21 protein-coding genes are annotated in these 22,869 nt (G+C 72.9%); 7 read left to right on the forward strand and 14 right to left on the reverse strand.

Annotated features, from left to right (window positions below; all coding sequences use genetic code 11):
• Positions 1–146: 146 nt before the first annotated feature.
• Positions 147–602, reverse strand: a complete 456-nt coding sequence (locus tag JQN72_RS06930; RefSeq protein WP_204134445.1) for a VOC family protein — start codon at positions 600–602, stop codon at positions 147–149.
• Between the two features lie 106 nt (positions 603–708).
• Here JQN72_RS06930 and JQN72_RS06935 point away from each other — a divergent pair, with 106 nt between their 5' ends.
• Positions 709–1,689 carry a YafY family protein gene (locus JQN72_RS06935; RefSeq protein ID WP_204134446.1) on the forward strand — a complete coding sequence of 327 codons (981 nt, stop codon included), beginning with the start codon at positions 709–711 and terminating at the stop codon, positions 1,687–1,689.
• 125 nt (positions 1,690–1,814) lie between these two features.
• On the opposite strand, the gene dxs is transcribed toward JQN72_RS06935, so the two are convergent.
• Positions 1,815–3,719 carry a 1-deoxy-D-xylulose-5-phosphate synthase gene (dxs, locus tag JQN72_RS06940; protein ID WP_239100273.1) on the reverse strand — a complete coding sequence of 635 codons (1,905 nt, stop codon included), beginning with the start codon at positions 3,717–3,719 and terminating at the stop codon, positions 1,815–1,817.
• Positions 3,720–3,868: 149 nt separating this feature from the next.
• On the opposite strand from dxs, the gene JQN72_RS06945 reads away from it, so the two are divergent.
• Entirely contained in the window at positions 3,869–5,209 is a 1,341-nt protein-coding gene (locus JQN72_RS06945) for a S9 family peptidase (protein ID WP_204134447.1), read from the forward strand.
• A 24-nt stretch (positions 5,210–5,233) separates the two neighbouring features.
• Here the strand turns inward: JQN72_RS06945 and JQN72_RS18290 are convergent, their stop codons facing one another.
• Complete coding sequence (locus tag JQN72_RS18290; RefSeq protein ID WP_307812483.1) at positions 5,234–5,686, reverse strand: hypothetical protein; 453 nt, start codon at positions 5,684–5,686, stop codon at positions 5,234–5,236.
• Between the two features lie 114 nt (positions 5,687–5,800).
• Here JQN72_RS18290 and JQN72_RS06955 point away from each other — a divergent pair, with 114 nt between their 5' ends.
• Entirely contained in the window at positions 5,801–7,510 is a 1,710-nt protein-coding gene (locus JQN72_RS06955; protein ID WP_204134448.1) for a nitrite/sulfite reductase, read from the forward strand.
• On the forward strand, positions 7,507–8,223 hold the full coding sequence (locus JQN72_RS06960) for a phosphoadenylyl-sulfate reductase (RefSeq protein ID WP_204134449.1): 717 nt from the start codon (positions 7,507–7,509) through the stop codon (positions 8,221–8,223). Before JQN72_RS06955 ends, JQN72_RS06960 begins: the two co-directional genes overlap by 4 nt.
• 113 nt (positions 8,224–8,336) lie before the next feature.
• Here the strand turns inward: JQN72_RS06960 and acnA are convergent, their stop codons facing one another.
• The 4 genes from acnA to JQN72_RS06980 all read right to left on the reverse strand — a co-directional run bounded on the left by acnA (position 8,337) and on the right by JQN72_RS06980 (position 15,427).
• A complete protein-coding gene (gene acnA / locus JQN72_RS06965; protein WP_204134450.1) occupies positions 8,337–11,123 on the reverse strand; it encodes an aconitate hydratase AcnA in 2,787 nt (928 codons plus the stop codon).
• 148 nt (positions 11,124–11,271) lie between these two features.
• A complete protein-coding gene (locus tag JQN72_RS06970; protein ID WP_204134451.1) occupies positions 11,272–12,123 on the reverse strand; it encodes a S9 family peptidase in 852 nt (283 codons plus the stop codon).
• The gene (locus tag JQN72_RS06975; RefSeq protein ID WP_204134452.1) at positions 12,120–13,427 is read right to left on the reverse strand and encodes a class I SAM-dependent RNA methyltransferase; all 1,308 of its coding nucleotides are present in this window, start codon (positions 13,425–13,427) and stop codon (positions 12,120–12,122) included. The genes JQN72_RS06970 and JQN72_RS06975 overlap by 4 nt, the downstream gene beginning before the upstream one ends.
• Positions 13,424–15,427, reverse strand: a complete 2,004-nt coding sequence (locus JQN72_RS06980) for an APC family permease (RefSeq protein ID WP_374190879.1) — start codon at positions 15,425–15,427, stop codon at positions 13,424–13,426. The genes JQN72_RS06975 and JQN72_RS06980 overlap by 4 nt, the downstream gene beginning before the upstream one ends.
• Positions 15,428–15,515: 88 nt before the next feature.
• Here JQN72_RS06980 and JQN72_RS06985 point away from each other — a divergent pair, with 88 nt between their 5' ends.
• Positions 15,516–16,178, forward strand: coding sequence for a TrkA family potassium uptake protein (locus tag JQN72_RS06985; RefSeq protein WP_204134453.1), 663 nt, complete (start codon positions 15,516–15,518; stop codon positions 16,176–16,178).
• A gap of 17 nt (positions 16,179–16,195) precedes the next feature.
• Positions 16,196–16,882 carry a TrkA family potassium uptake protein gene (locus JQN72_RS06990; RefSeq protein ID WP_204134454.1) on the forward strand — a complete coding sequence of 229 codons (687 nt, stop codon included), beginning with the start codon at positions 16,196–16,198 and terminating at the stop codon, positions 16,880–16,882.
• A 4-nt stretch (positions 16,883–16,886) separates the two neighbouring features.
• On the opposite strand, the gene JQN72_RS06995 is transcribed toward JQN72_RS06990, so the two are convergent.
• The 7 genes from JQN72_RS06995 to JQN72_RS07025 form a co-directional block, all read right to left on the reverse strand.
• Positions 16,887–17,597, reverse strand: a complete 711-nt coding sequence (locus tag JQN72_RS06995; RefSeq protein ID WP_204134455.1) for a DUF3159 domain-containing protein — start codon at positions 17,595–17,597, stop codon at positions 16,887–16,889.
• Positions 17,594–17,953 (reverse strand): OB-fold nucleic acid binding domain-containing protein, encoded by a 360-nt coding sequence (locus JQN72_RS07000; RefSeq protein WP_204134456.1) that lies wholly within the window; start codon positions 17,951–17,953, stop codon positions 17,594–17,596. The genes JQN72_RS06995 and JQN72_RS07000 overlap by 4 nt, the downstream gene beginning before the upstream one ends.
• Positions 17,953–18,711: a DUF3710 domain-containing protein gene (locus JQN72_RS07005; RefSeq protein WP_204134457.1), complete on the reverse strand. Its 759-nt coding sequence runs from the start codon at positions 18,709–18,711 to the stop codon at positions 17,953–17,955. Before JQN72_RS07005 ends, JQN72_RS07000 begins: the two co-directional genes overlap by 1 nt.
• 35 nt (positions 18,712–18,746) lie before the next feature.
• Entirely contained in the window at positions 18,747–19,226 is a 480-nt protein-coding gene (dut, locus tag JQN72_RS07010; protein ID WP_204134458.1) for a dUTP diphosphatase, read from the reverse strand.
• A gap of 11 nt (positions 19,227–19,237) precedes the next feature.
• On the reverse strand, positions 19,238–19,537 hold the full coding sequence (locus tag JQN72_RS07015; RefSeq protein WP_204134459.1) for a DUF4193 domain-containing protein: 300 nt from the start codon (positions 19,535–19,537) through the stop codon (positions 19,238–19,240).
• A gap of 159 nt (positions 19,538–19,696) precedes the next feature.
• Complete coding sequence (locus JQN72_RS07020; RefSeq protein WP_204134460.1) at positions 19,697–20,566, reverse strand: inositol monophosphatase family protein; 870 nt, start codon at positions 20,564–20,566, stop codon at positions 19,697–19,699.
• Positions 20,566–21,675, reverse strand: a complete 1,110-nt coding sequence (locus tag JQN72_RS07025; protein ID WP_204134461.1) for a ferrochelatase — start codon at positions 21,673–21,675, stop codon at positions 20,566–20,568. The genes JQN72_RS07020 and JQN72_RS07025 overlap by 1 nt, the downstream gene beginning before the upstream one ends.
• A gap of 108 nt (positions 21,676–21,783) precedes the next feature.
• Here JQN72_RS07025 and sepH point away from each other — a divergent pair, with 108 nt between their 5' ends.
• Positions 21,784–22,860, forward strand: a complete 1,077-nt coding sequence (sepH, locus tag JQN72_RS07030) for a septation protein SepH (protein WP_204134462.1) — start codon at positions 21,784–21,786, stop codon at positions 22,858–22,860.
• Positions 22,861–22,869 lie beyond the last annotated feature (9 nt).

A 22,869-nucleotide genomic window follows, 5' to 3' on the forward strand; every position in this document is an offset into this window, starting at 1 on the left:
TGGGGGGTGTGCCCGCCCTTTTGTGTGGGCCCCCCGGCACGTTCCGTTAGCGGGGGCCCGGCGCCGGCTGAGGCATGGGCGGGCGCGCCCATGCCTCAGCCGTTACCCGTGCGCCCTCACGTGGCCTCGGGGTTCAGGCAGCGGGCTCAGGCAGCGGTGACGCCGACGCTCCAGGTGACCCCGAAGCGGTCGGTGAGCATGCCGAAGCCCGGGCTCCAGTCGGATGCGGCGAGGGGCTCGACGACCGTGGAGCCGGCCGCCAGCCCGTCCCAGTAGGACTGCGCCTCCTCGAGGGTGTCGGCGTTGACCGACACGAACAACGCCTGGTCGGTCAGCGTGGTGTTGTTCTCACGACGGGTGGAGGTCCCGCCCGTGATCGTGCCGCCCGTCTCGCCCGGGACGTCGTAGCCCATGACCCGGAATCCGGTGTCGGAGGCGACGAGCCCGAAGACGACCTTGTCGGCCCCGGGGACGTCCTTCGGCATGCCGAAGTCGGCGTAGGTGTTGATGACGGCGTGGCCGCCGAAGACGGACCGGTAGAACTCCAGCGCCTCGCGCGCGTCGCCGCGGAAGTTCAGGTGGGTGGTCGTCTGGATGGTCATGTGTGCTCCTGATGTCGCGTTCTCATCGGCCGTTCTGGCCGTGCACGACAAGTCTCGCGATTGTATAGGTCAGTTTTTGTCCTAGACCTGACCTAATCTGACGGGCATGACGACGACCTCGCGACTTCTCGAGCTGTTGTCGCTCCTGCAGACCCGGCGCGACTGGCCGGGCCCTCTTCTGGCAGAGCGGCTGGGGGTCAGCCACCGGACCATCCGGCGTGACGTCGACCGGCTCCGAGAGATGGGGTACGCGATCGAGACGACCATGGGCCCCGACGGCGGGTACCGGCTCGGGCACGGGAGCGAGCTGCCCCCGCTGCTGTTCGACGACGACCAGACCATTGCGGTCGCCGTAGCCCTGCAGACCGCGTCGGCCGCCGGGATAGGGATCGAGGATGGAGCCGTCCGCGCGCTGGCCACCGTTCGACAGGTGATGCCCTCGCGCCTACGCCGGCGGCTCGACTCCCTCGACGTCACCGCCATCGGCGCCCGGCCCGGGAGCAGCACACCGGCGACGGTCTCCACCGACGTTATCGTCTCCCTCGCCGACACGATCCGGGCCCGCGAGGTCCTCCGCTTCGACTACCAGCCCCGCGACGCCGTGCCCGGTGAGCACCCCACGCCGCAGCGTCGCGTGGAGCCACACCACATCGCCACCTCACACGGACGCTGGTACCTCCTCGGCTGGGACCTCGACCGTGAGGACTGGCGGCTCTTCAGCGTGGACCGGGTCACGCCGCGGGTCCCCACCGGGCCGCGATTCACGCCGAGGACCGTCCCCGGGGGTGACGTGCACGAGTTCGTCTCGGCCCGCTTCAAGGGCCAGGACGTCAACCGGTGGCCGTGCAGAGGGCGTGTTGTCCTGCACCTCCCCGCCCGCGACGTCCTTCCGTTCGCCGGGGACGGGGTCGTCCGAGCGCTCGGAGTCGACCGCTGCAGCCTCGAGGTCGGCTCCTGGTCCTGGGGGGCGCTGGCCGCCTCCTACGGACGCTTCGAGGCCACGATGGAAGGGGTCGAGCCCCCCGAGCTCGTTGCCGCCTTCGCCGTGCTGGCGCAGCGCTACATGGCTGCCGCCCGGCAGGAGTGAACGCGGCCGAGTCCCGCGGACGTGGCGCCGGACGGCGTCACCCACAGTCGCTGCCGCACGGAGACAGCCGATGTGTCCCCAACGACAGGGCCATCCATCGACGGAACGATGTAGTCGAGTCGCACTCAGCCGAGGTGCACGCGCAAGCGGGCGGCGACGGCGTCCGGGGTGAGGTCGACCGCATCGAGCACCTGGCCGCGCGAGGCATGGTCGAGGAAGCGCTTGGGCAGCCCGAAGACGTCGACCGGCACCGTGACCCCGACGTCCCGCAGCACCTGGGTGACCTGCGACCCGATGCCGCCCGCCACGACGTTGTCCTCGACGACCGCCACCCGTCCGGCCGCACCGGCCAGGCCGACGAGCGCGTCCGGCACCGGCAGCGCCCAGACCGGGTCGACGACCCGCACCCGGTGTCCCTCGGCCGTGAGCTTCTCGGCGGCCGTCAGCGCCGTGGCGACCATCGACCCCACCCCGACGAGCAGGACGTCGACCTCGACCTCGTCCGGCTCCGCGAGCACATCGACACCGCCGACCTGCCGCACCGCCTCGATGGGGTCGGCCACCGTGCCCTTGGGGAAGCGCACCACGGACGGGGCGTCGTCGACGGCCACCGCCTCGCGCACGGCCCGCGCGACCTGCTGGCCGTCCCGCGGCGCGGCGAGGTGCAGCCCGGGCACGACCCCGGTGATGGTGAGGTCCCACATCCCGTGGTGCGACGCGCCGTCCGGCCCCGTCACCCCCGACCGGTCGAGGACGATCGTCACCCCCGCCTTGTGCAGCGCGCAGTCCATGAGCAGCTGGTCGAACGCGCGGTTGAGGAACGTCGCATAGACCGCGACGACGGGGTGCAGCCCCGAGAACGCCAGACCGGCGGCCATCGTCAGGGCGTGCTGCTCGGCGATGCCGACGTCGAAGATGCGCTCGGGGAAACGCTGCGAGAACGGCTCGAGCCCGACCGGGATCATCATCGCCGCGGTGATGGCGACGACGTCCTCGCGCTCCTCCCCCAGCTGCACCATCGTGTCGGCGAACTCGTCGGTCCAGCTGCGCCCGGCGATCTCGAGCGGCAGTCCGGTCTCGGGGTTGATGACGCCGACCGCGTGGAACTGGTCCCCCTCGTGGTTCTCGGCGTGGTCGTAGCCGCGCCCCTTCTGGGTGATGACGTGGACGAGCACCGGCCCGCCGAACGACTTCGCCCTGCGCAGCGCCGCCTCGAGGGCCGGCTCGTCGTGGCCGTCGACCGGGCCGACGTACTTCAGCCCGAGGTCCTCGAACATGCCCTGCGGCGCGACGATGTCCTTGATGCCCTTCTTGACCCCGTGCAGCGTCTCGTACATCGCGCCACCGACGTACGGCGTGCGCGAGACGGTCGACTTGCCCCAGTCGAGGAAGCGCTCGTAGCCGCGCGTCGTGCGCAGCGTCGTCAGGTGGTCGGCGAGACCACCGCGGGTCGGGGCGTACGAGCGCTCGTTGTCGTTGACGACGATGACGAGCGGGAGGTCGTCCTCCGCGGCGATGTTGTTGATGGCCTCCCAGGCCATCCCGCCGGTCAGCGCGCCGTCGCCGATGACGGCCACCGTGTGCCGGTCCCGCTCGCCACGGACGACCCGGCCGGCCGCGATGCCGTGCGCCCAGGACAGCGAGCTGGAGGCGTGCGAGCTCTCGACGACGTCGTGCTCGGACTCGGCCCGGCTGGGGTAGCCGGAGAGGCCACCCTGCTTGCGCAGTCCGGAGAAGTCCTGGCGGCCGGTGAGCAGCTTGTGGACGTAGGACTGGTGCCCGGTGTCGTAGACGATCGCGTCGCGTGGGCTGTCGAAGACCCGGTGCAGGGCGATGGTGAGCTCGACGACGCCGAGGTTCGGGCCGAGGTGGCCGCCGGTGCGGGCGACCTGGTCGACGAGGAAGCCGCGGATCTCCTCGGCGAGGTCGGGCAGGCTGGCCGCCGGCAGCGCCTTGAGGTCGCCCGGACCCTCGATCCGATCCAGCAGGCTCACGCGGCCCTCCTCGTGGTCGTCTGCGGCTGCGCCCATCCCTTCGAGTCTAGGCGGTGCATGTCCGCGGCCCCGGTGGGGACCGGAGGTCCGCAGGAGATGTGCACAACGACTTCAGGGCATCCGCACACCTGCCGTCGGCGGGAGCGGGCTGAGAGACTGGCGGTCCACCGGTCGAAGGAGCTCGGATGCGACGTCTCGTCATGGCCACCCTCACCGCGTTCCTGCTGGTCATGGCGGCTGCGGCCCCGTCCGGCGCGACCCACCGCCCCCGGTACGAGGTGGACCGGGCGGCGCTGGCCGCCACGGTGGCGACGGTGGAGGACGCCACGGGCGAGGACGCGATGTCGGGCGAGATCGCCGGAGCCGCATGGGTCGCCCAGGTCCCGGAGGACTGGAACGGCGACCTCGTCGTGTACGCCCACGGCTACCGGGGCACGACGACCCGGCTCACCGTCGACCCGCCGCCGGCCTACCAGGCGCTCGTCGCCCAGGGGTACGCCTGGGCCGCCTCCAGCTACCGTCGCAACGACTACGACCCCGGGGTCGGGGTCCTCGACACCAAGAACCTCACCCGGCTCATGCAGGCGAAGCTGCACCGCGGGCTCGACAAGACCTACCTCGTCGGGTTCTCGATGGGCGGGCACGTCACCGCCGCGGCCATCGAGCGGTACCCGCACACGTGGGACGGGGCGATGCCCGCGTGCGGCGTGCTCGGCGACGTCGAGCTGTTCGACTACTTCCTCGACTACAACCTCGGCGCCGCCGCGATCGCCGGCCTGCCCGCGGGCTCGTTCGAGTATCCCGACGAGGACTGGACGACCACCACGGTGCCGCGTATCGAGGCGGGCCTCTCGAACGCGCCCGGACCGTCGTGGGCGTCCGCGCTCACCGACCGTGGCCGGCGGTTCAAGGACTTCGTCGAGGTGGGCTCCGGCGGCGAGCGGGTCACCTTCGACGCGGCGTGGCAGTACTGGCACGCCCCGCAGAACGAGTCCGGCGAGTTCCTGTTCGGGCTCGGCGAGGGCGACGGCACGATCGCGAACCGCCGCGGCCAGGTCGCGCAGAACAGCGACACCGTCTACGCCCACGAGTACGGCCCGCGGTTCGCCGACGTCGACGACGACGTCGAGCGGGTGCGGGCGGCCCGCTGGACCCGGAAGGCGTACGGGCTGAACCCGTCGCCGATCGTCGCGGGACGTCCGTCGGTCCCCGTCCTGTCGATCCACACGACCGGCGACCTGTTCGTCCCGATCGAGATGGAGCAGATCTACGCGCGGGAGGTCGCGCGCAACGGCCGGTCCGACCTGCTCGTCCAGCGGGCCGTACGCGACGTCGGGCACTGCACCTTCACCGGCGAGGAGATCGTCGCCGCCTACACCGACCTCTTCCGCTGGGTCGAGACCGGGGTGCGGCCGGCGGGCGAGGACCTCGTCGGGGACATCTCCTCCCCCACCCTCGGCTGCGCCTTCACCCGCGGCGCCGGCGGCAGCGGCCTGCGGGCGGCGCTGGAGCCCTGCCCCGGCTGAGCCACCGGCGCCGCCCGGCGGCCGTCACAGCCGCGGCACGAACTCCAGACCGCGGAAGGCGTCGAGGAGCAGCCCGGCCGAGCGGCGGGCGGCGACGAGGCGTACCCCCTCGCACTCGAGGTCGGCGAGGACCTGCACGACACCTTCGGGCCCGACGTCGTCGACGAGCGCGACACGCACCTCGCGGTAGGACGAGCGCATCGCCTCGAGCTGGGCGTCGAGGTGGCGCACGGCGAGCCACGCGAGCGCCACCGGATGCCGCCGCCACGCCGGGTAGAGCCGGTAGTCCGGAGGGCAGTGGTCGAGCAGCCAGGCGACGGCGCGATGCTCCCACCCGACGCTGCCGGGAGGCGGGACCCCCTGCGGCCACCCCGGGGGGCCGCCCGTGCCGGTGGCACCCGCCCCCGACCGACGGCGGACAGGGGCGGCCGCGGTCGGCTCGCGTAGCGGAGGTCCGCCCTCCAGTTGCTCGAACACATGTTCGATGATAAGGGGTACGCCCACATCCTGGACCCGAGTGGCGGGAATAACCACGGGTTATAGATTGCAGAACCTACTGTGATTCACATCCGACCCAGGGGACCTCACGAGATGACGACGACCACCGACGCAACCGCTCGTGCGCTGCGTCCGCCCCGCTCCGGCCGGTCCAACGGCCAGTGGGCCGTCGACGGACGTGCACCGCTCAACCCGAACGAGGAGTGGAAGCAGGACGAGGGCGGCCTCGCCGTCCGGCAGCGCATCGAGGAGGTCTACAGCAAGGAGGGCTTCGGCTCGATCCCGGCGCAGGACCTCTCCGGGAGGTTCCGCTGGTGGGGCCTGTACACCCAGCGCCGCCCAGGCATCGACGGCGGACGCACGGCCCAGCTCGACGACGCCGAGCTCTCCGACGAGTACTTCATGCTCCGGGTGCGCCTCGACGGCGGCGCCCTGACCCTCGGGCAGCTCCGGGTCCTGGCCGACATCTCCACCGAGTTCGCCCGCGGCACCGCGGACATCAGCGACCGGCAGAACATCCAGTACCACTGGATCCGGGTCGAGGACGTCCCGGAGATCTGGCGCCGTCTGGAGTCCGTCGGTCTCCAGACCACCGACGCCTGTGGTGACACCCCGCGCGTGGTCCTCGGCAGCCCCCTCGCGGGGATCGCGGCCGACGAGCTCATCGACCCGACACCCGTGATCGACGAGATCGTCTCGCGGTTCGTCGGCGACCCCGAGCTGCAGAACCTGCCCCGGAAGTTCAAGTCGGCGGTCACCGGTCACCCGAGTCTCGACGTCGTCCACGAGATCAACGACGTCAGCCTCGTCGGGGTCGTCCACCCCGAGCTCGGCCCGGGCTACGACCTCTGGGTGGGCGGCGGGCTCTCCACGGCACCGCGGCTCGCCGAGCGGCTCGGCACCTTCGTGGCCGAGGACCGCGCCGCCGAGGTCTGGCACGGTGTGGTCCAGATCTTCCGGGACTACGGGTACCGCCGGCTACGGACCAAGGCCCGTCTGAAGTTCCTCCTCGCCGAGTGGGGCCCGGCCGAGTTCCGGCGCGTCCTCGAGGAGGAGTACCTCGGGTACGCCCTCCCCGACGGCCCTCCCCCTGCCCCGGCCACGACGCCCGGGGACCACGTCGGCGTACACCTGCAGAAGGACGGCCGACACTACGTCGGTGCGGCGCCGGTCGTCGGTCGGGTCAGCGGTGACGTCCTCACCGGCCTCGCCGACCTCATGGCGGAGGTCGGCAGCGACCGGCTCCGGCTCACCCCGCACCAGAAGCTCGTCGTCCTCGACGTCCCGTCCGAGCAGGTGGACACCCTCGTCGCGGGGCTCGAGGGCCTCGGCCTGTCGGTCTCCCCGAGCCCGTTCCGCCGGCACACGATGGCCTGCACCGGCATCGAGTACTGCAAGCTCGCGATCGTCGAGACCAAGGCGACCGCGGCCACCGCGGTCGCCGAGCTCGAGCAGCGTCTCGCGGACGTCACCGTCGGGCTCGACACCCCGATCAGCCTGCACGTCAACGGATGCCCCAACTCGTGCGCCCGGATCCAGGTGGCCGACATCGGCCTCAAGGGCCAGCTCGTGACGGTCGACGGCGAACAGGCTCCCGGCTTCCAGGTCCACCTCGGGGGCGGGCTCGCCTCGGCCGACCGCGACGAGGCCGGGCTGGGGCGTACCGTCCGCGGCCTCAAGGTCACCGCCGAGGAGCTGCCCGACCTCGTCGAGCGCCTCGTCCGACGCTTCGTCGACCAGCGCGAGGACGGCGAGACGTTCTCGTCCTGGGCGCACCGGGTCGACGAGGACGAGCTCCGATGACCGCCGTCGCCACCCCCACCCGACGCTCCACCGACCAGCTGCGGGCGCTGGCTGCCGACGGCGCCGCCCTCGTGGGCGACGCACCGGCCGACGAGGTCGTGGCCTGGGCGGCCCGCACCTTCCCCGGCACCCTCGCCGTCGCCAGCAGCATGGAGACCGGCGTCCTCCCCCATCTCGTGTCGCAGCACGCGCCCGGCGTCGACGTCCTCTTCCTCGACACCGGCTACCACTTCGCAGAGACCCTGGGCGCCCGGGCGGAGGTCGAGCACTCCCTCGACGTCACCGTCGTCGACGTCCGGCCGCGTCTCTCGGTGGCCGAGCAGGACGCGAGGCACGGTCCCCGGTTGCACGACCGCGACCCCGAGGCCTGCTGCCGCATGCGCAAGATCGAGCCGCTGCGCGAGGCGCTGACCGGCTACGAGTGCTGGATGTCCGGGCTGCGCCGCGACGAGTCGCCCGACCGCGCCGGCACCCCCACGGTGACGTTCGACGAGACCAACGGCATCGTCAAGGTCAACCCGCTCGCGGCATGGGCCTCGGACGACGTGCTCGGGTACGGCCTGCGCCACCGCGTGCCGGTCAACCTCCTGCTGTCCGACGAGTACCCGTCGATCGGCTGCGCGCCGTGCACGGCGCGGGTCGCGCCGGGTGCCGACCGCCGCTCCGGACGGTGGGCCGGCCGCGACAAGACGGAGTGCGGCATCCACCAGTGACCCGTCGGCCGGCTCGCACCGGCCGGTACCCCGCACCACGACACGGACCCCCGCACGACACGAGAGCGCCCTCCCGGCCGGGAGGGCGCTCTCGTGTTCCGCTGCGGTCGGCCTCAGCCCACGAGCGAGCGGAGGACGTACTGGAGGATCCCGCCGTTGCGGTAGTAGTCCGCCTCGCCCGGGGTGTCGATCCGCACGACGGCGTCGAACGAGGTCTCGGACCCGTCCTCGGCGGTCGCGACGACCGAGACGGTGCGCGGCACGTCACCGTCGTTCATCGCCTCGACGCCGGTGACCGAGAAGGTCTCCGTACCGTCCAGGCCCAGCGAGTCGGCCGACTCGCCCTCGGGGAACTGCAGGGGCAGCACGCCCATCCCGATGAGGTTGGAGCGGTGGATGCGCTCGTAGGACTGCGCGATGACCGCGCGGACGCCGAGCAGTGCGGTGCCCTTGGCCGCCCAGTCGCGCGAGGACCCGGAGCCGTACTCCTTGCCCGCGAGGACGACGAGCGGGGTGCCGGCCTCGGCATAGGCGACGGAGGCGTCGTAGATCGTCGTCTGCTCGCCGTCGCCCGCGAAGCTGCGGGTGAACCCGCCCTCGACACCGTCGAGGAGGAGGTTCTTCAGCCGGATGTTCGCGAACGTGCCGCGGATCATCACCTCGTGGTTGCCGCGCCGCGAGCCGTAGGAGTTGAAGTCCTTGCGCTCGACGCCGTGCTCGGCGAGGTAGACCCCCGCCGGGCTGTCGCCCTTGATCGAGCCCGCGGGGCTGATGTGGTCGGTCGTCACCGAGTCGCCCAGCCTGGCGAGCACCCTGGCGCCGCTGATGTCGGACACCGGCTCCGGCTCCTTGCCCATCCCCTCGAAGTACGGGGGCTTGCGGACGTACGTGGAGTCGTCCTCCCAGGCGAAGGTGTCGCCCTCCGGGGTGTCGAGCGAGCGCCAGCGCTCGTCGCCGGCGAAGACGTCGGCGTAGTCCTCGGTGAACATGTCCTGGCTGATCGCCTGCTGGATCGTCGCCTCGACGTCACCGGCCGCTGGCCAGATGTCCTCGAGGAACACGTCGGCGCCCGACTCGTCCTGGCCGAGCGGCTCGGTCTCGAAGTCGAAGTCCATCGTCCCCGCGAGCGCGTAGGCGATGACGAGCGGCGGCGAGGCCAGGTAGTTCATCTTGACGTCGGGGTTGATCCGGCCCTCGAAGTTGCGGTTGCCGGAGAGCACCGAGACGACCGCGAGGTCGTTCTCCTGGATGGCCTGGCTGATCTCGTCGCCCAGCGGGCCCGAGTTGCCGATGCACGTCGTGCACCCGTAGCCGACGAGGTGGAAGCCGAGCTTCTCGAGGTAGGGCCACATCCCGGCCTTGTCGTAGTAGCCCGTGACGACCTTGCTGCCCGGCGCCATCGAGGTCTTGACCCACGGCGCGACCGTGAGGCCCTTCTCGACGGCGTTCTTCGCGAGCATCGCGGCGGCCATCATCACCGACGGGTTCGACGTGTTCGTGCACGAGGTGATCGAGGCGATCGAGACGATGCCGTGGTCGATCTCGAAGCTCGTGCCGTCGGCGGTCGTCACGGGGACGCGCTTGGTCGGGCGTTCGCTGCCGTCGACGTGCGGCGGCGCCTCGCCGCCGTTGTTGCCGTCGGGGCTGCCCTGGGGCGTCGGGTCGGAGGCCGGGAAGGACGAGGCCGCACCGTCCGCGCCCTCCTCGTGCGAGACGTAGGCCGGCAGCACCTCACGGAACGCGGTCTTCGCCTCGCTGACCACGATGCGGTCCTGCGGGCGCTTCGGGCCCGCGATGGACGGCACGACGGTGGAGAGGTCCAGCTCGAGGTACTCGCTGTAGCGGGCCTCCGGCTGGTCCGAGCCGGCCTGGAGCCACATCCCCTGCTCCTTGGCGTAGGCCTCGACGAGCGCGACCTGGTCGTCCGGGCGCCCGGTGAGCCGGAGGTAGTCGAGCGTGACGTCGTCGATCGGGAAGATCGCGCAGGTGGAGCCGAACTCGGGGCTCATGTTGCCGATCGTCGCACGGTTGGCCAGCGGCACGGCCGCCACGCCCTCGCCGTAGAACTCGACGAACTTGCCGACGACGCCGTGGGCACGCAACATCTCGGTGATCGTCAGGACGACGTCGGTGGCCGTCGCGCCGTCCGGGATCGCGCCCGAGAGCTTGAAGCCGACGACGCGCGGGATGAGCATCGAGACGGGCTGGCCGAGCATCGCGGCCTCGGCCTCGATGCCGCCGACGCCCCAGCCGAGGACGCCGAGGCCGTTGACCATCGTCGTGTGGCTGTCGGTGCCGACGCAGGTGTCGGGGTAGGCGACGCCGTCGCGGACCATGACGGTGCGGGCGAGGTGCTCGATGTTGACCTGGTGGACGATGCCGGTGCCGGGCGGGACGACCTTGAAGTCGTCGAACGCGGTCTGGCCCCAGCGGAGGAACTTGTAGCGCTCGCCGTTGCGCTCGTACTCGATCTCGACGTTGCGCTCGAAGGCGTCGGAGCGGCCGAAGACGTCGATCTGGACGGAGTGGTCGATGACGAGCTCGGCCGGTGCGAGGGGGTTGATCTTCGAGGGGTCGCCGCCGAGGTCTCGGACGGCCTCGCGCATCGTCGCGAGGTCGACGACGCACGGGACGCCGGTGAAGTCCTGCATGATGACGCGGGCGGGGGTGAACTGGATCTCGGTGTCCGGCTGGGCGTTCTCGTCCCAGCCGCCGAGGGCGCGGATGTGCTCGGCGGTGATGTTCGCGCCGTCCTCGGTGCGCAGGAGGTTCTCGAGCAGGACCTTGAGGCTGTACGGCAGGCTGTCGCTGCCCTCGACCGAGGCGAGCCGATAGATCTCGTAGGACCGGTCCCCCACCTCGAGCGATCCGTGGGCGTCGAAGCTGTTCGTGCTGGCCACCGCGTCTCCTTCGTCGGTCGGGCGTCGTCGCGACCGGGGTCGTGGATTTATCTTGATGTCAAGATATCTAACCACACCAGGCCGTGGTCGTCGAGCCTATGCCCGCCCGGCGCGCGCCGCGAGGGCCGTGTGCGGTGCCGCGGCGCCGTCAGCCCGCGATGCCGTCGAGGACCTCCCGCGTCCCTGCCCAGGCGTCGGTGCCGGTGTCGATCTGGTCCAGGTGGTCCCCGGGGACCTCGACGAGCGTGGCGTCGCCCCCGGCCGCCCGCGCCGCGTCGACGTAGGTCCGCGACTGCGCGAGCGGCACGGTGCCGTCGTCCGTGCCGTGCACGCACCACACCGGCACCTCGAGCGGTACCTGGGCGGTGGGGTCGGCCAGCGCGTAGGAGTCGGGCACCTCCTCGGGCGATCCGCCGACGAGCTCCTCCACCGCTCCCCCGCCGAGCCCCTCCTCGACGGCTCCGCGCAGGTCGAGCACCCCGGCCTGCGAGACGGCGTGGGTGACTCGGACGCGCGCCGACGACCAGCGCCCGAGGCGCTCCCGACCGGCCGCCCACACCGCGAGCTGGCCCCCGGCGGAGTGGCCCAGGGTGACGACGGCACCGTCACCGAGGCCGACGCCGTCCAGGAGGTCGACCGCGGCGGAGACGTCGTCGAGGGTCGACGGGACACCGCCGCCGTTCCCGACCCGGCGGTACTCGACGTTGAGCGCGGCCCAGCCGCGGCCCGCGAGGTCCTCGGCGAGCGGCCGCCCCAGCGAGAGGTCGTAGCTCGCGAGCCAGAAGCCGCCGTGCAGGACGACGACGACCCCGCGCGGCGTCCCGGCGGGGCGGTACAGCTCGGCGACCTGGGAGGGGTCGCCGCCGTAGGTCAGCTGCCGCGGGCCGCCCTCGCCCTCGGACGGAGGCCTGCGGGGCTCGCCGCACGCGGACAGCCCGGCCACGGCCGCGAGACCCAGCGCCGTCCGGCGGGTCGGCCTGCTCGTCGCGCCCGGCCTCATGACGGGACCAGGTGCGCGACGCACTCGACGTGGTGGGTCATCGGGAAGGCGTCGAACGCCCGCAGCGACGCCAGCCGGTACCCGGCTTCGGTCAGCGTCCGGGTGTCCCGGGCGAGCGCGGCGGGGTCGCACGCGACGTACGCGACCGCCCGGGGACCCAGCGCCGCGACCTCGCGCACGACGTCCGGGCCCGCTCCGGTCCGGGGCGGGTCGAGGACGACGACATCGGCACGGGTCGGCATCATCGGCGACCGCACGGGCCGCCGCCCCCGGTGCGGCCGTCTCCCCCGCGACGTCCGCCGCGGCACCCCGAACGCGTCGTCGACCCGGGCCCGGACCGGCAGGACCCACGGCAGGTCGGCGAGGTTGCGCTCGGCGTGCTCCGTGGCGTCCCGGTCGGCCTCCACCGCGACGACCTGCCCCGCGGGCCCGACCGCCTCGCCCAGAGCCGCGGAGAACAGCCCGACGCCCGAGTAGAGGTCCAGGGCCCGCTCCCCCGGCCGGACGTCGAGCCCCGCCATGACGGCGCCCACGAACGTCGCCGCCGCGCCGGGATGCACCTGCCAGAACCCGCGCGCGGCGACGCCGAAGTCGCGCGCCAGCCGCCCGCCGCCGTCCGCCCCGGCCCAGGACGCCTCGACCCGCTCCACGACGTCGGGGACGTCCTCCGGCACGCTGCCGCGCGGCCCCACCGGGACCGCCACCGGTGCGCCCGTCGCCGGCGCGACAGCGTCGACCGCCTCGGACCCCGGCCACTCGCGCCGCGTGACGTCCAGGCCCGCCACGCCCTCGCTCGCGATCCGGCAGTGGTCGATGCGGACGACCTCGTGCGACCGGTGCCGCCGCAGCCCGGCCCGACCCGACGCGTCCACGGCGTACTCGACCCGGGTGCGCCACCCCAGCCCGTCGGCGTCCCCGGTCACCGGCTCGACGACGACGGCGACCTCGAGCCCGGCGAGCCGGGCCAGCTGCTCACGGACGACGTCCGCCTTCAGCTCGCGCTGCCGCGGCCGCGCGACGTGCTGGAGGTCGCAGCCCCCGCATCGCCCGGGCCCCGACCACGGACACGGCGGCGTGGTGCGGTCCGGCGAGGCCGTCAGCACCTCGACGGCGTCGGCGCGCACGAACCGCGACCCACCACCGAGCTCGGTGACCCGGGCCCGGACCAGCTCCCCGGGCAGGGCGTGCCGCACGAAGACGACCTGGCCCTCGTACCGGGCGACACAGTGGCCCCCGTGCGCGACGGCGCCGACGACGACCTCGACCTCGTCCCCGACGGCGACGCCGGGTGCGCGGTCGGTCATCCGCGCCGGACGTCGCCGACGACCGGGCCCTCGAAGCGGTCCTCGGCCCCCTCGGACGACGCGAGCTGCCACGGCACCGACGCCACCATGACGCCCGGGGTGAAGAGGAGGCGGGTACGCAGCCGCAGCGCGCTCTGGTTGTGCAGGACCTGCTCCCACCAGTGCCCCACGACGTACTGCGGGATGTACACGACGATGAGGTCGCGCGGGTTCTCGGACCGGATGGAGCGGACGTAGTCGAGCACCGGCCGGGTGATCTCGCGGTACGGGCTGTCCAGCGCCTTGAGCGGCACCGGGATGTCGCGGCGGTCCCACTCGGCCTGCAGGGCCCCGGTCTCGTCCGGGTCGACGGCGACGGTCACGGCCTCGAGCACCGACGGCCGGGTCGCCCGCGCGTAGGCCAGGGCCCGCAGGGTGGGCTTGTGGATCTTCGCGACGAGGACCATCGCGTGCACCCGCGAGGGCAGCATCGAGGCCTTGGTGTTGCTCTCCTCGACCCCGAGCTCGTCGCTCACGTGGTCGTAATGCTTGCGGATGCCCGTCATGACGAAGTAGAGGAAGACCATCGCCGCCACCGCGAAGCCCGCGCCGTGGACGAACTTCGTCGCCAGGACGACGAGCAGCACGAGCCCGGACATCGTCGCGCCGACGCCGTTGATGACCCGGCTGCGGAGCATCCGGCTGCGGACCGCGGTGTCCTTCTCGACCCGCAGGTGGCGGTTCCAGTGCCGCACCATCCCGATCTGGGAGAGCGTGAACGACACGAACACCCCGACGATGTAGAGCTGGATGAGGCTGGTGACCTTGGCGTCGTAGACGACGACGAGGAAGACCGCACCGCCCGCGAGGATGAGGATCCCGTTGGAGAACGCGAGCCGGTCACCGCGGGTGTGCAGCTGGCGCGGCAGGAAGCCGTCGCGGGCGAGGATCGAGCCGAGCACGGGGAAGCCGTTGAACGCGGTGTTGGCGGCGAGCACGAGGATGAGGCCGGTGACGACCGAGACGAGCACGACCCCCGGGTGGAAGCCGTCGAAGACCGCCTTGGACACCTGGCCCATCACGGTGTCCTGCACGTAGTCCTCGGGGACGAGCACGCCGTCGCGGGCCAGCTGTAGGTGCGGGTCCTCGGCGTACTTGATGCCGGTCCACCGCGCGAGGGCGATCATCGACATGAGCATGGTCACCGAGACCAGGCCCATCATGAGCAGCGTCGTCGCGGCGTTGCGGCCCTTCGGCTTGCGGAAGGCCGGCACGCCGTTGCTGATGGCCTCGACCCCGGTGAGGGCGGCACAGCCGGACGAGAACGCGCGCAGCAGGAGGAACACCATGGCGAACGAGCCGATGGTCTCGTAGCCCGGCTCGGGCATGAGCTCGAGGTCGGCGCTCTCGGCGAGCGGCAAGGAGCCGGTGACCTCCCGGACGAAGCCCACGGCCGCCATCCCGAGGACGGTGGCCATGAAGAGGTACGTGGGGATCGCGAACGCCGTCCCCGACTCGCGCACCCCGCGCAGGTTCATCGCGGTGAGGAGCACGATGATCCCGACCGCCCAGACCGCCTCGTGGCCCCGGACGAACGAGAACGCGGACGCGGCGTTCTGCACGCCGGCGGACACCGACACGGCGACGGTGAGCACGTAGTCGACGAGGAGGGCGCTCGCCACGCCCAGCCCGGCCTTGGGCCCGAGGTTCACGCTCGCGACCTCGTAGTCGCCTCCGCCGGAGGGGTAGGCGCGCACGTTCTGGCGGTAGCTCGTGATGACGACCGCCATGACGACGACCACGACGAGGGCGATCTTCCACGACTGGGTCAGGGCAAGTGCGCCACCGGCGAACCCCAGGGTGAGCAGGATCTCGTCCGGAGCGTAGGCGACCGAGGACAGGGCGTCGCTCGCGAAGACCGGGAGCGCGAGCTTCTTGGGCAGCAGGGTCTCGCCGAGCCGGTCGCTGCGCATCGCCCGGCCCACGAGAACGCGCTTGACGACACGACCGGGTGTGGACACGGGGACCACTGTAGGCAGTGCCGGGCGCCACGGCGCGCACCATCCGGTCCACGGTTCCGGCACGCCACGCCGTAGTAGCGTCGGCGTCGTGCACTTCGTCATCATGGGCTGCGGCCGGGTGGGCGCGTCTCTGGCCCGGGCCATCGAGGCCACCGGTCACGACGTCGCCGTCATCGACCAGGACGAGGCGTCCTTCCGCCGGCTCGGAGCCTCCTTCGAGGGGCGGACGGTCACCGGTGTGGGCTTCGACCGCGACTGCCTGCGCGACGCCGGCATCGAGGACGCCTACGCGTTCGCCGCGGTCTCCAGCGGCGACAACTCCAACATCCTCGCCGCCCGGGTCGCGCGGGAGAAGTACGGCGTCGAGAACGTCGTCGCCCGCATCTACGACCCGGGCCGCGCCGAGATCTACCAGCGTCTCGGCATCCCCACGGTCGCCACGGTGAAGTGGACGAGCGACCAGATGCTGCGCCGGCTGCTCCCCCAGGGCCACGTGCCGGAGTTCACCGACCCCTCGGGCCGGGTCGTCATGGCCGAGATGCCGGTGTCCTCTGAGTGGATCGGCCGACGAGTCGCCGAGATCGAGGAGGCGACGGGCGGGCGCATCGCCTACCTGACCCGGCTCGGCGACGGCTTCCTCCCCGACGCCGAGACCGTGTACCAGGAGGGTGACCTCGTCCACCTCGCGCTCCGGCGCGACGACCTCGCCGCCGCGGAGCGCGTCCTGGACGCCGCACCGCCGGCCCCCTGACCGGAAGGCCACCCGTCATGCGCGTCGTCATCGCCGGAGCCGGCAGCGTGGGCCGCTCGATCGCCCGCGAGCTGATCCGCAACGGCCACACCGTGCTCCTCGTCGACCGCGAGGCCGACAGCGAGCGCGTGTCGAAGGTGCCCGACGCCAGCTGGCTGCAGGCCGACGCCTGCGAGATCGAGGCGCTCTCGGAGGCGGGCCTGGCCGACTGCGACGTCGTCGTCGCCGCGACCGGCGACGACAAGGTCAACCTCGTGCTCTCCCTGCTCGCCAAGACCGAGTTCGGCGTGCCACGCACCGTCGCCCGGGTCAACAACCCGAAGAACGAGTGGATGTTCGACGAGGCATGGGGTGTCGACGTCGCGGTCTCGACGCCCCGGCTCATGACCGCCCTCGTCGAGGAGGCCGTGAGCGTCGGCGACCTCGTGCGCATCTTCGAGTTCCAGCAGGGCCGCGCGATGATGGTCGAGATGACCCTGCCGGTGGGGTCGCCCCTCACGGGCGCGCGGGTCGGGGACGTGCCCTTCCCCGGCGACACCGTGCTCACCGGCATCATCCGCGACGGCTCCCCCATCGCCCCCAGCCGCGACGACGCCCTCGAGCCCCTGGACGAGCTGCTCTTCATCACCACTCCCGAGGCCGAGTCCGAGCTCGAGACGATGCTCAGCCCGGGCGAGCGGCAGGCGCGCGAGCAGGAGGAATGAGGCCTCAGGCGTCCAGGGCCGGCTCGTCGTCCGCTCCCGGCCCCTGCTCGGGCTCGAGCGGCGTGTGGCCCGAGACGAGCAGCCATCCCATGACGGCGATGCCGGTGACCCACAGCGGCCAGCCGAGGGCCACCTTGGCGATGCCGAGCGAGGTCACCCGGTCCGCGAGGTAGAGGGGGACCATGACGGCGAGCCGGACGACGTAGATCGCGACGAGCACCCAGGTGAGCCGCGAGCACACCCGGACCATGCCGCGGTCACGCCTCCAGGCGAAGGGGTCCTCCTTCATCCGCGGGTCGCCCGCGCCGACGAGGAAGCCGAGGAAGGGCCACCGGGCGAGGATCGAGACGACCGTGGCGACGAGGTACGCGGCGTTGGTCAGCAGGCCCGGCACGAACGCGTCGCGGGCCTCGCCGGACCGCCAGGCGAAGAACGCGGCGACCGCGGTCGCGACGAGCGCACCGAGGACGTGCTGCAGCGAGGACCGCTGGACGACCCGGACCACGGCCAGCACGACGGCCACCCCGACGGCGGCGACGGCCGCGGCCGTGACGTCGTGGTCGGAGATGGTCCACCAGGCGACGAACACGACGGTCGGGAGCGCGGTCTCGACCGAGCCACGCCAGCCGCCGAGCGCGGTCGAGAGCCGATGCCGGATCAGCGCCTCGACCGTGTCGGCCGAGGTCGCGGCACGGGTGTCGGGCTCGCTCGTCACTGCTTCGGGATGATCTCGTAGGCGGGGTTGAAGATCGTCGGCTGCCCCTTGAACAGCGCGACCCGCCCACGGGCCCGCAGGAACGTCCCGGGCTGGATCCCCCCGATGGCGCGCCGTCCGACCCACACGAGGTTGACCGACCCCTTGCCGTCCCACAGCTCCGCGACGAGCGCCGGCACGCTGCGACGCGGGGGCAGGGTGACGGTCCGGACGGTGCCGCAGACACAGGCGGGGTAGCGCGGTGCGAGAGCGGTGAGGTCGTCGCCGCCCTCGGTGTACGACTGCTCGCGCACCTCGTCCGCCTCGGCCTCCATCGGCGTCCGGGCGAAGTCACGCAGCCGCTCGCGCAGGCTCATCAGCGGACCTCGGTGATCTCGGGACCACGCTCGAAGGGGTCGATGCCCGGGGCGTCGTCCTCCTCGTCCCCGGGCTCCCCGTCCTCCGACGTCTCCGGCCGGGCGTCCTGCGGAAGCTGCAGCGGGAGGAGCTCGCGAGGGGCCATCGGCTCCACGCCGCGGACGACGACGACACCACGGAGGACCTCGAGCAGCGGCTCGGCCGCGGCGTCGTCGATGGCGGCGCGGCCGGACAGCACCCCGCGGAGGAACCAGCGCGGCCCGTCGACCCCGACGAACATCGCCGGGGCGAAGACCGTGCGGCCGTCCGGGCCGGTGGACGGCATCCGGGTGCGCAGCGCGGTCCCGAGCGGCCCGTCCGTCTCCTCGACCGTCCCGCCCTGGGTCTCGACGGCACCCGCGATCTCGGTGCGGATCTCCTGCCACAGACCGCTGGAGCGCGGTGCCGCGAACGCCTGCAGCTGCAGGGCGGACTCGCCGAGGACGGCCGTCACGGCGTTGACCTGCTGGGTGGCCTGCTCGACCTCGAGCCGCAGCTCCATGCCCGGGACCCCGGTGACCCACAGCGCGCCGAGGTCGAGCCGGCCGTCACGACCGTCGACCTCGGTGACGTCGTACGGGCCGCCGGTGCGCTCCGGGGTCTCGGGGGCGTCGTCCACCGGCTCGGCGTCGGTCTCCGTGGGCTCGACGGCGGCCTGCTCGGCCGCGGTGTCGTCGGCGCCACGGCCGGCGTCCTTGTTCCTGCGGAAGATGCTCACGTCGGTGCGGTCCTCGGGTCGGTCGGTCGGTCGGGTCAGGCGGCGTCGGACGGGCCGAAGCCGCCGGTGGACCCGTGCCCAGTCTCCCCCCGGGCGCTCTCCGGAAGCGAATCGGCCTCGGCGAAGTCGGCGTGCAGGTACTCCTGCACGACGAGCTGGGCGATGCGGTCACCGACCCGCACGGTGAACGTGTCGCGCGGGTCGAGGTTCACGAGGTTGACGAGCACCTCACCGCGGTAGCCGGAGTCGACGGTCCCGGGCGCGTTCACGACCGACACGCCGTGCCGGGCGGCGAGGCCGGAACGTGGGTGGACCAGCCCGACCGTGCCGGGCGGGAGGGCCAGGGCGATGCCCGTGGGGACCAGGGCTCGCTCCCCGGGGCCGAGCGTGACCTCGGCGACGCTCGCGAGGTCGGCACCGGCGTCGCCGTCGGTGCTGTAGCGCGGGAGCACCGCGTCGCGGTGCAGCCGCCGGACGGTGACCGGGACGCGGGCCGGTGCTGCCACCTCGTGCATCCCCACGCCCCTCAGGCCGCGCACTCCGTGCACACGTAGACCCCGCCCTTGTCGCTCGCGAGCTGGCTCACGTGGTGCACGAGGAAGCACCTCGAGCAGGTGAACTCGTCCGCCTGGCGCGGCAGGACCCGCACCGAGAGCTCCTCGCCGGACAGGTCCGCACCCGGGAGCTCGAAGCCCTCGGCCTGTTCCGTCTCGTCGACGTCGACGCTCGAGGAGCGCTTGTCGACGCGACGGTTCTTGAGCTCCTCGATGGAGTCCTCGTTGATGTCGTCGTCGGTCTTGCGCGGTGCGTCGTAGTCGGTTGCCATCGTGGATGTCCACCCTTCGTCGTGCCAGTCGGCCCTGACAACGCACGGCGACCTCGGTTCGTGCCCACCGGACTCGCCGTGCGCGGAGATTGTGCACCATCGCCAGACGCCGCGCCACGCGGGGTCGCGGCGTGGACCGCAGGCCCCCGAAAGCGCTGGTCAGCGGCGCGAGTCGGACGCACCGACGTGACGGTCGGTGAGGTCGCGCACGACGGCCCCGAACGGCTCGGCGAGGCCCGGCGCTGCGGCCCAGCTGAGCTGCCGCGCGAGCGAGGCGTCGACCGGCCCACCGAGCACGGCACCGGCCTCCCGGGCCACGAGCTGGCCCGCGGCGCGGTCCCACGCGTTGAGGCCGGTCTCGTAGTACGCGTCGAGCCGGCCGCACGCGACGGCGCAGAGGTCGAGGGCCGCGCTGCCCTGGCGGCGGATGTCACGGACCTGCGGGAGGAGGTCGACGAGGAGGCGGGCCTGCCGCTCGCGCAGGCCGGCGTCGTAGCCGAAGCCGGTGCCGACGAGCGAGAGCCCGAGGTCGGTGGCGTCGGACGTCCGGACGGGCCGGGTGCCGGTGGCCGTCGTGCACCATGCCCCGCCGCCCGCGTGGGCGTGGAAGAGCTCGCCACGGACGGGGTTGAGCACGGCCCCGGCGACCGGCTCCCAGCCGTCCTCCGTCGTCGGGTCGCCGACGACCGCCGCGACGGAGACCGAGAACTCCGGGATCCCGTAGAGGTAGTTGACGGTGCCGTCGATGGGGTCGACGACCCAGGTGATGCCGCTCGTGCCGCTCGCGCCGCCCTCCTCCTCGCCGAGGACGGCGTCGTCCGGCCGCAGCGTCGCGAGGCGGGCGACGAGGAGCTCCTGGCTGCGTTGGTCCATCTCGGTCACGACGTCGGTGCGGGTGGACTTCACGCTCGTGCCGAGCGCGTCCGGGCGCTCCTCGACGACGAGCCGTCCGGCCTCCTCGGCGACGGCCCGGGCGACGGCCTCGAGCTCCTCGGCGGCGACGCCGGCCGGCAGGGTCGGGCCGCCCATCAGTCACGTCCGCAGAGGGCCGGACGGCTCGTCCTCAGGTTGGGGCAGCACCCCGGGTCGCACACCGAGGGGCGGACGTCGCCGGGCAGCCAGGTCTCCGGGACCACGACCTCGTCCCGCGCCTCGGCCGCCCGCTCGAGGAGGAGGTCGACCAGGCCCTCGACGAAGCGTTCGGACGCGTGCGGCGTCGGGACGCGGACGAACGGGACACCCACGCGGGCGGCGGTCTCGGCGGCCTCGGTGTCGAGGTCGTGGACGACCTCCATGTGGTCGGACACGAACCCGATGGGCACGACGACGACGGGGTCGGTGGCCGAGTCCCGGGCGAGCTCCTCGATCCGGTCGTTGACGTCCGGCTCCAGCCACGGCACGGACGGGGGGCCGGACCGCGAGCAGAACACGAGCTCGCCCTCGACCGTCGTGCCGAGCGCCGCGTTGGCCTCGTCGGTGAGCCGCCGCGCGAGCCGGAGGTGCTGGTCGACGTAGAGGTTGCCGTCGCCGTCGCCGGGTCCCGAGGTGTCGTCCATGCCCTCGGGGACGGAGTGCGTGACGTAGAGCAGCCGGGCCCGGCCCGGGTCCGGCAGTCCCCGCAGGGCGGCGAGCAGGGCGTCCAGCCAGGCCAGGCCGAGCGCGGGGTGGTGGACGTACTGCCGGACCTTGTCGACGACGAGCCCGTCGGCGGCCGGCCCGACCTCCTCGACGGCGGCGGCGAGGTCCTCTCGGTACTGCCGGCAGGACGAGTAGCACGAGTAGGCGCTCGTGAGGAGCGCGACGACGCGGGCCGCCCCGAGGTCGAGGCACTCCTGCACGGCGTCCGGGAAGAACGGCGCCGAGTTGCGGTTGCCCCACACGACCGGCGTGTCCAGCCCACGGCGGTCGAGCTCGGCACGCAGCCTGGCGACGAGGTCACGGTTGAGGTCGTTGATCGGGCTCCGACCCCCCCGTGCGTAGTAGTGCTCCCCCACCTCCGCGAGGCGCTCGTCCGGGACGCCCCGGCCGGCGGTGACACGCCGGAGGAACGACATGACCTCGTCCTCGCTCTCCGGGCCGCCGAAGGACCCGAGGACCACGGCGTCGTAGGGGGCGAGGTCGGAGGTGTCGTCGGCCATGGGACAACGCTAGTCGGCTCGTCCGGCGCGTCCCGGCGTGGGCTCCACGATCCGGGGCCCCTGCGGTGGCATGGTCGTCCCGTACGACGAGCGACCTGGGAGCCCGACATGCAGGACCTTCGCCTCATCGGCGTCCACGAGGACGGTCAGCATCTCCTGCTCGCGGACGCCGGGGGCGGGCGGTTCCGGCTTCCCCTCGACGAGCCGCTGCGAGCGGCGGCGAGGCGTGACCGGGCACGCCTCGGGCAGCTCCAGATCGAGATCGACGGCGGGATGCGCCCCCGCGAGGTGCAGGCGCTGATCCGTCGCGGACTGACCGCCGACGAGGTCGCCGACCGCGCGGGCTGGTCGGTCGAGAAGGTCCGCCGTTTCGAGGGCCCCATCCTCGCCGAGCGCGAGCACGTCGCACGCCGGGCCCGGAGCTGCGCGGTCGGCACACGGGGGTCGGCACCGGTCACCCTCGAGGAGCGGGCCGCGGAGCGGCTACGCGGCCGCGGGGTCGACCCGGACGACGTCGAGTGGGACTCCGCCCGGGACGCCGAGGGCGTGTGGCAGCTGTCGATGACCTTCGTCGCCGGTGGCCAGCGCCGCAGCGCGACCTGGGTGTACGAGCCGCTCGGCGGCTCGGTCACCCCGAGCGACGACGAGGCACGGTGGGTCGGGGAGGACCCCACGTCCGGGCTCATCCCGGCACCGCACCGGGCGCCGCCCTCCGAGGACCTCGACGTCTACGACATCGACGCCGACGGTGGCATCGAGCGCACGGAGCGTCCCCGGGGACCGCACGACCCCATCGACCTCATGGCCGCGATGCGCGCACACAGCTCGCGCGGCCGTCGCGCCCGCCGGCGCGGCACCCCCACGCACACCCCCGGCGACGAGCTGCCCCGCGAGGACGCGCTCCCGATCGAGGAGCTGGCCGTCGACACCGCGTCGGTCCCTCCCCCGCCGGCGGCGCGTGCCCGCAAGCGGGTCGACGACCACCTCGAGAAGCCCACGGGCTCCCACGAGGTGGTGGGAGGCTGGCCGGAGGACGACGACGAGCAGCGCCCCGAGACCGATGTCGCGGAGCCCGTCGGGCACGGCACACGCCGTGCTGCCGGCGGTCGGCGCGGACGGGGCCGCACGAGCGTCCCCAGCTGGGACGACATCGTCTTCGGCACCAAGGGCGGCGGACCCGCCTGACGCGGTCGG

It is taken from the genome of Phycicoccus sp. CSK15P-2 (assembly GCF_016888005.1).
Taxonomy (GTDB): domain Bacteria; phylum Actinomycetota; class Actinomycetes; order Actinomycetales; family Dermatophilaceae; genus Phycicoccus.

Excerpts from the sequence above, each read along its gene's own strand:
- JQN72_RS06930 (WP_204134445.1), bottom strand. The coding sequence starts at position 602 with ATGACCATCCAGACGACCACCCACCTGAACTTCCGCGGCGACGCGCGC.
- JQN72_RS06935 (WP_204134446.1), top strand. The coding sequence starts at position 709 with ATGACGACGACCTCGCGACTTCTCGAGCTGTTGTCGCTCCTGCAGACC.
- dxs (WP_239100273.1), bottom strand. The coding sequence starts at position 3,719 with ATGGGCGCAGCCGCAGACGACCACGAGGAGGGCCGCGTGAGCCTGCTG.
- JQN72_RS06945 (WP_204134447.1), top strand. The coding sequence starts at position 3,869 with ATGCGACGTCTCGTCATGGCCACCCTCACCGCGTTCCTGCTGGTCATG.
- JQN72_RS06955 (WP_204134448.1), top strand. The coding sequence starts at position 5,801 with ATGACGACGACCACCGACGCAACCGCTCGTGCGCTGCGTCCGCCCCGC.
- JQN72_RS06960 (WP_204134449.1), top strand. The coding sequence starts at position 7,507 with ATGACCGCCGTCGCCACCCCCACCCGACGCTCCACCGACCAGCTGCGG.
- JQN72_RS06970 (WP_204134451.1), bottom strand. The coding sequence starts at position 12,123 with ATGAGGCCGGGCGCGACGAGCAGGCCGACCCGCCGGACGGCGCTGGGT.
- JQN72_RS06975 (WP_204134452.1), bottom strand. The coding sequence starts at position 13,427 with ATGACCGACCGCGCACCCGGCGTCGCCGTCGGGGACGAGGTCGAGGTC.
- JQN72_RS06990 (WP_204134454.1), top strand. The coding sequence starts at position 16,196 with ATGCGCGTCGTCATCGCCGGAGCCGGCAGCGTGGGCCGCTCGATCGCC.
- JQN72_RS07000 (WP_204134456.1), bottom strand. The coding sequence starts at position 17,953 with ATGAGCCTGCGCGAGCGGCTGCGTGACTTCGCCCGGACGCCGATGGAG.
- dut (WP_204134458.1), bottom strand. The coding sequence starts at position 19,226 with ATGCACGAGGTGGCAGCACCGGCCCGCGTCCCGGTCACCGTCCGGCGG.
- JQN72_RS07015 (WP_204134459.1), bottom strand. The coding sequence starts at position 19,537 with ATGGCAACCGACTACGACGCACCGCGCAAGACCGACGACGACATCAAC.
- JQN72_RS07020 (WP_204134460.1), bottom strand. The coding sequence starts at position 20,566 with ATGGGCGGCCCGACCCTGCCGGCCGGCGTCGCCGCCGAGGAGCTCGAG.
- JQN72_RS07025 (WP_204134461.1), bottom strand. The coding sequence starts at position 21,675 with ATGGCCGACGACACCTCCGACCTCGCCCCCTACGACGCCGTGGTCCTC.
- sepH (WP_204134462.1), top strand. The coding sequence starts at position 21,784 with ATGCAGGACCTTCGCCTCATCGGCGTCCACGAGGACGGTCAGCATCTC.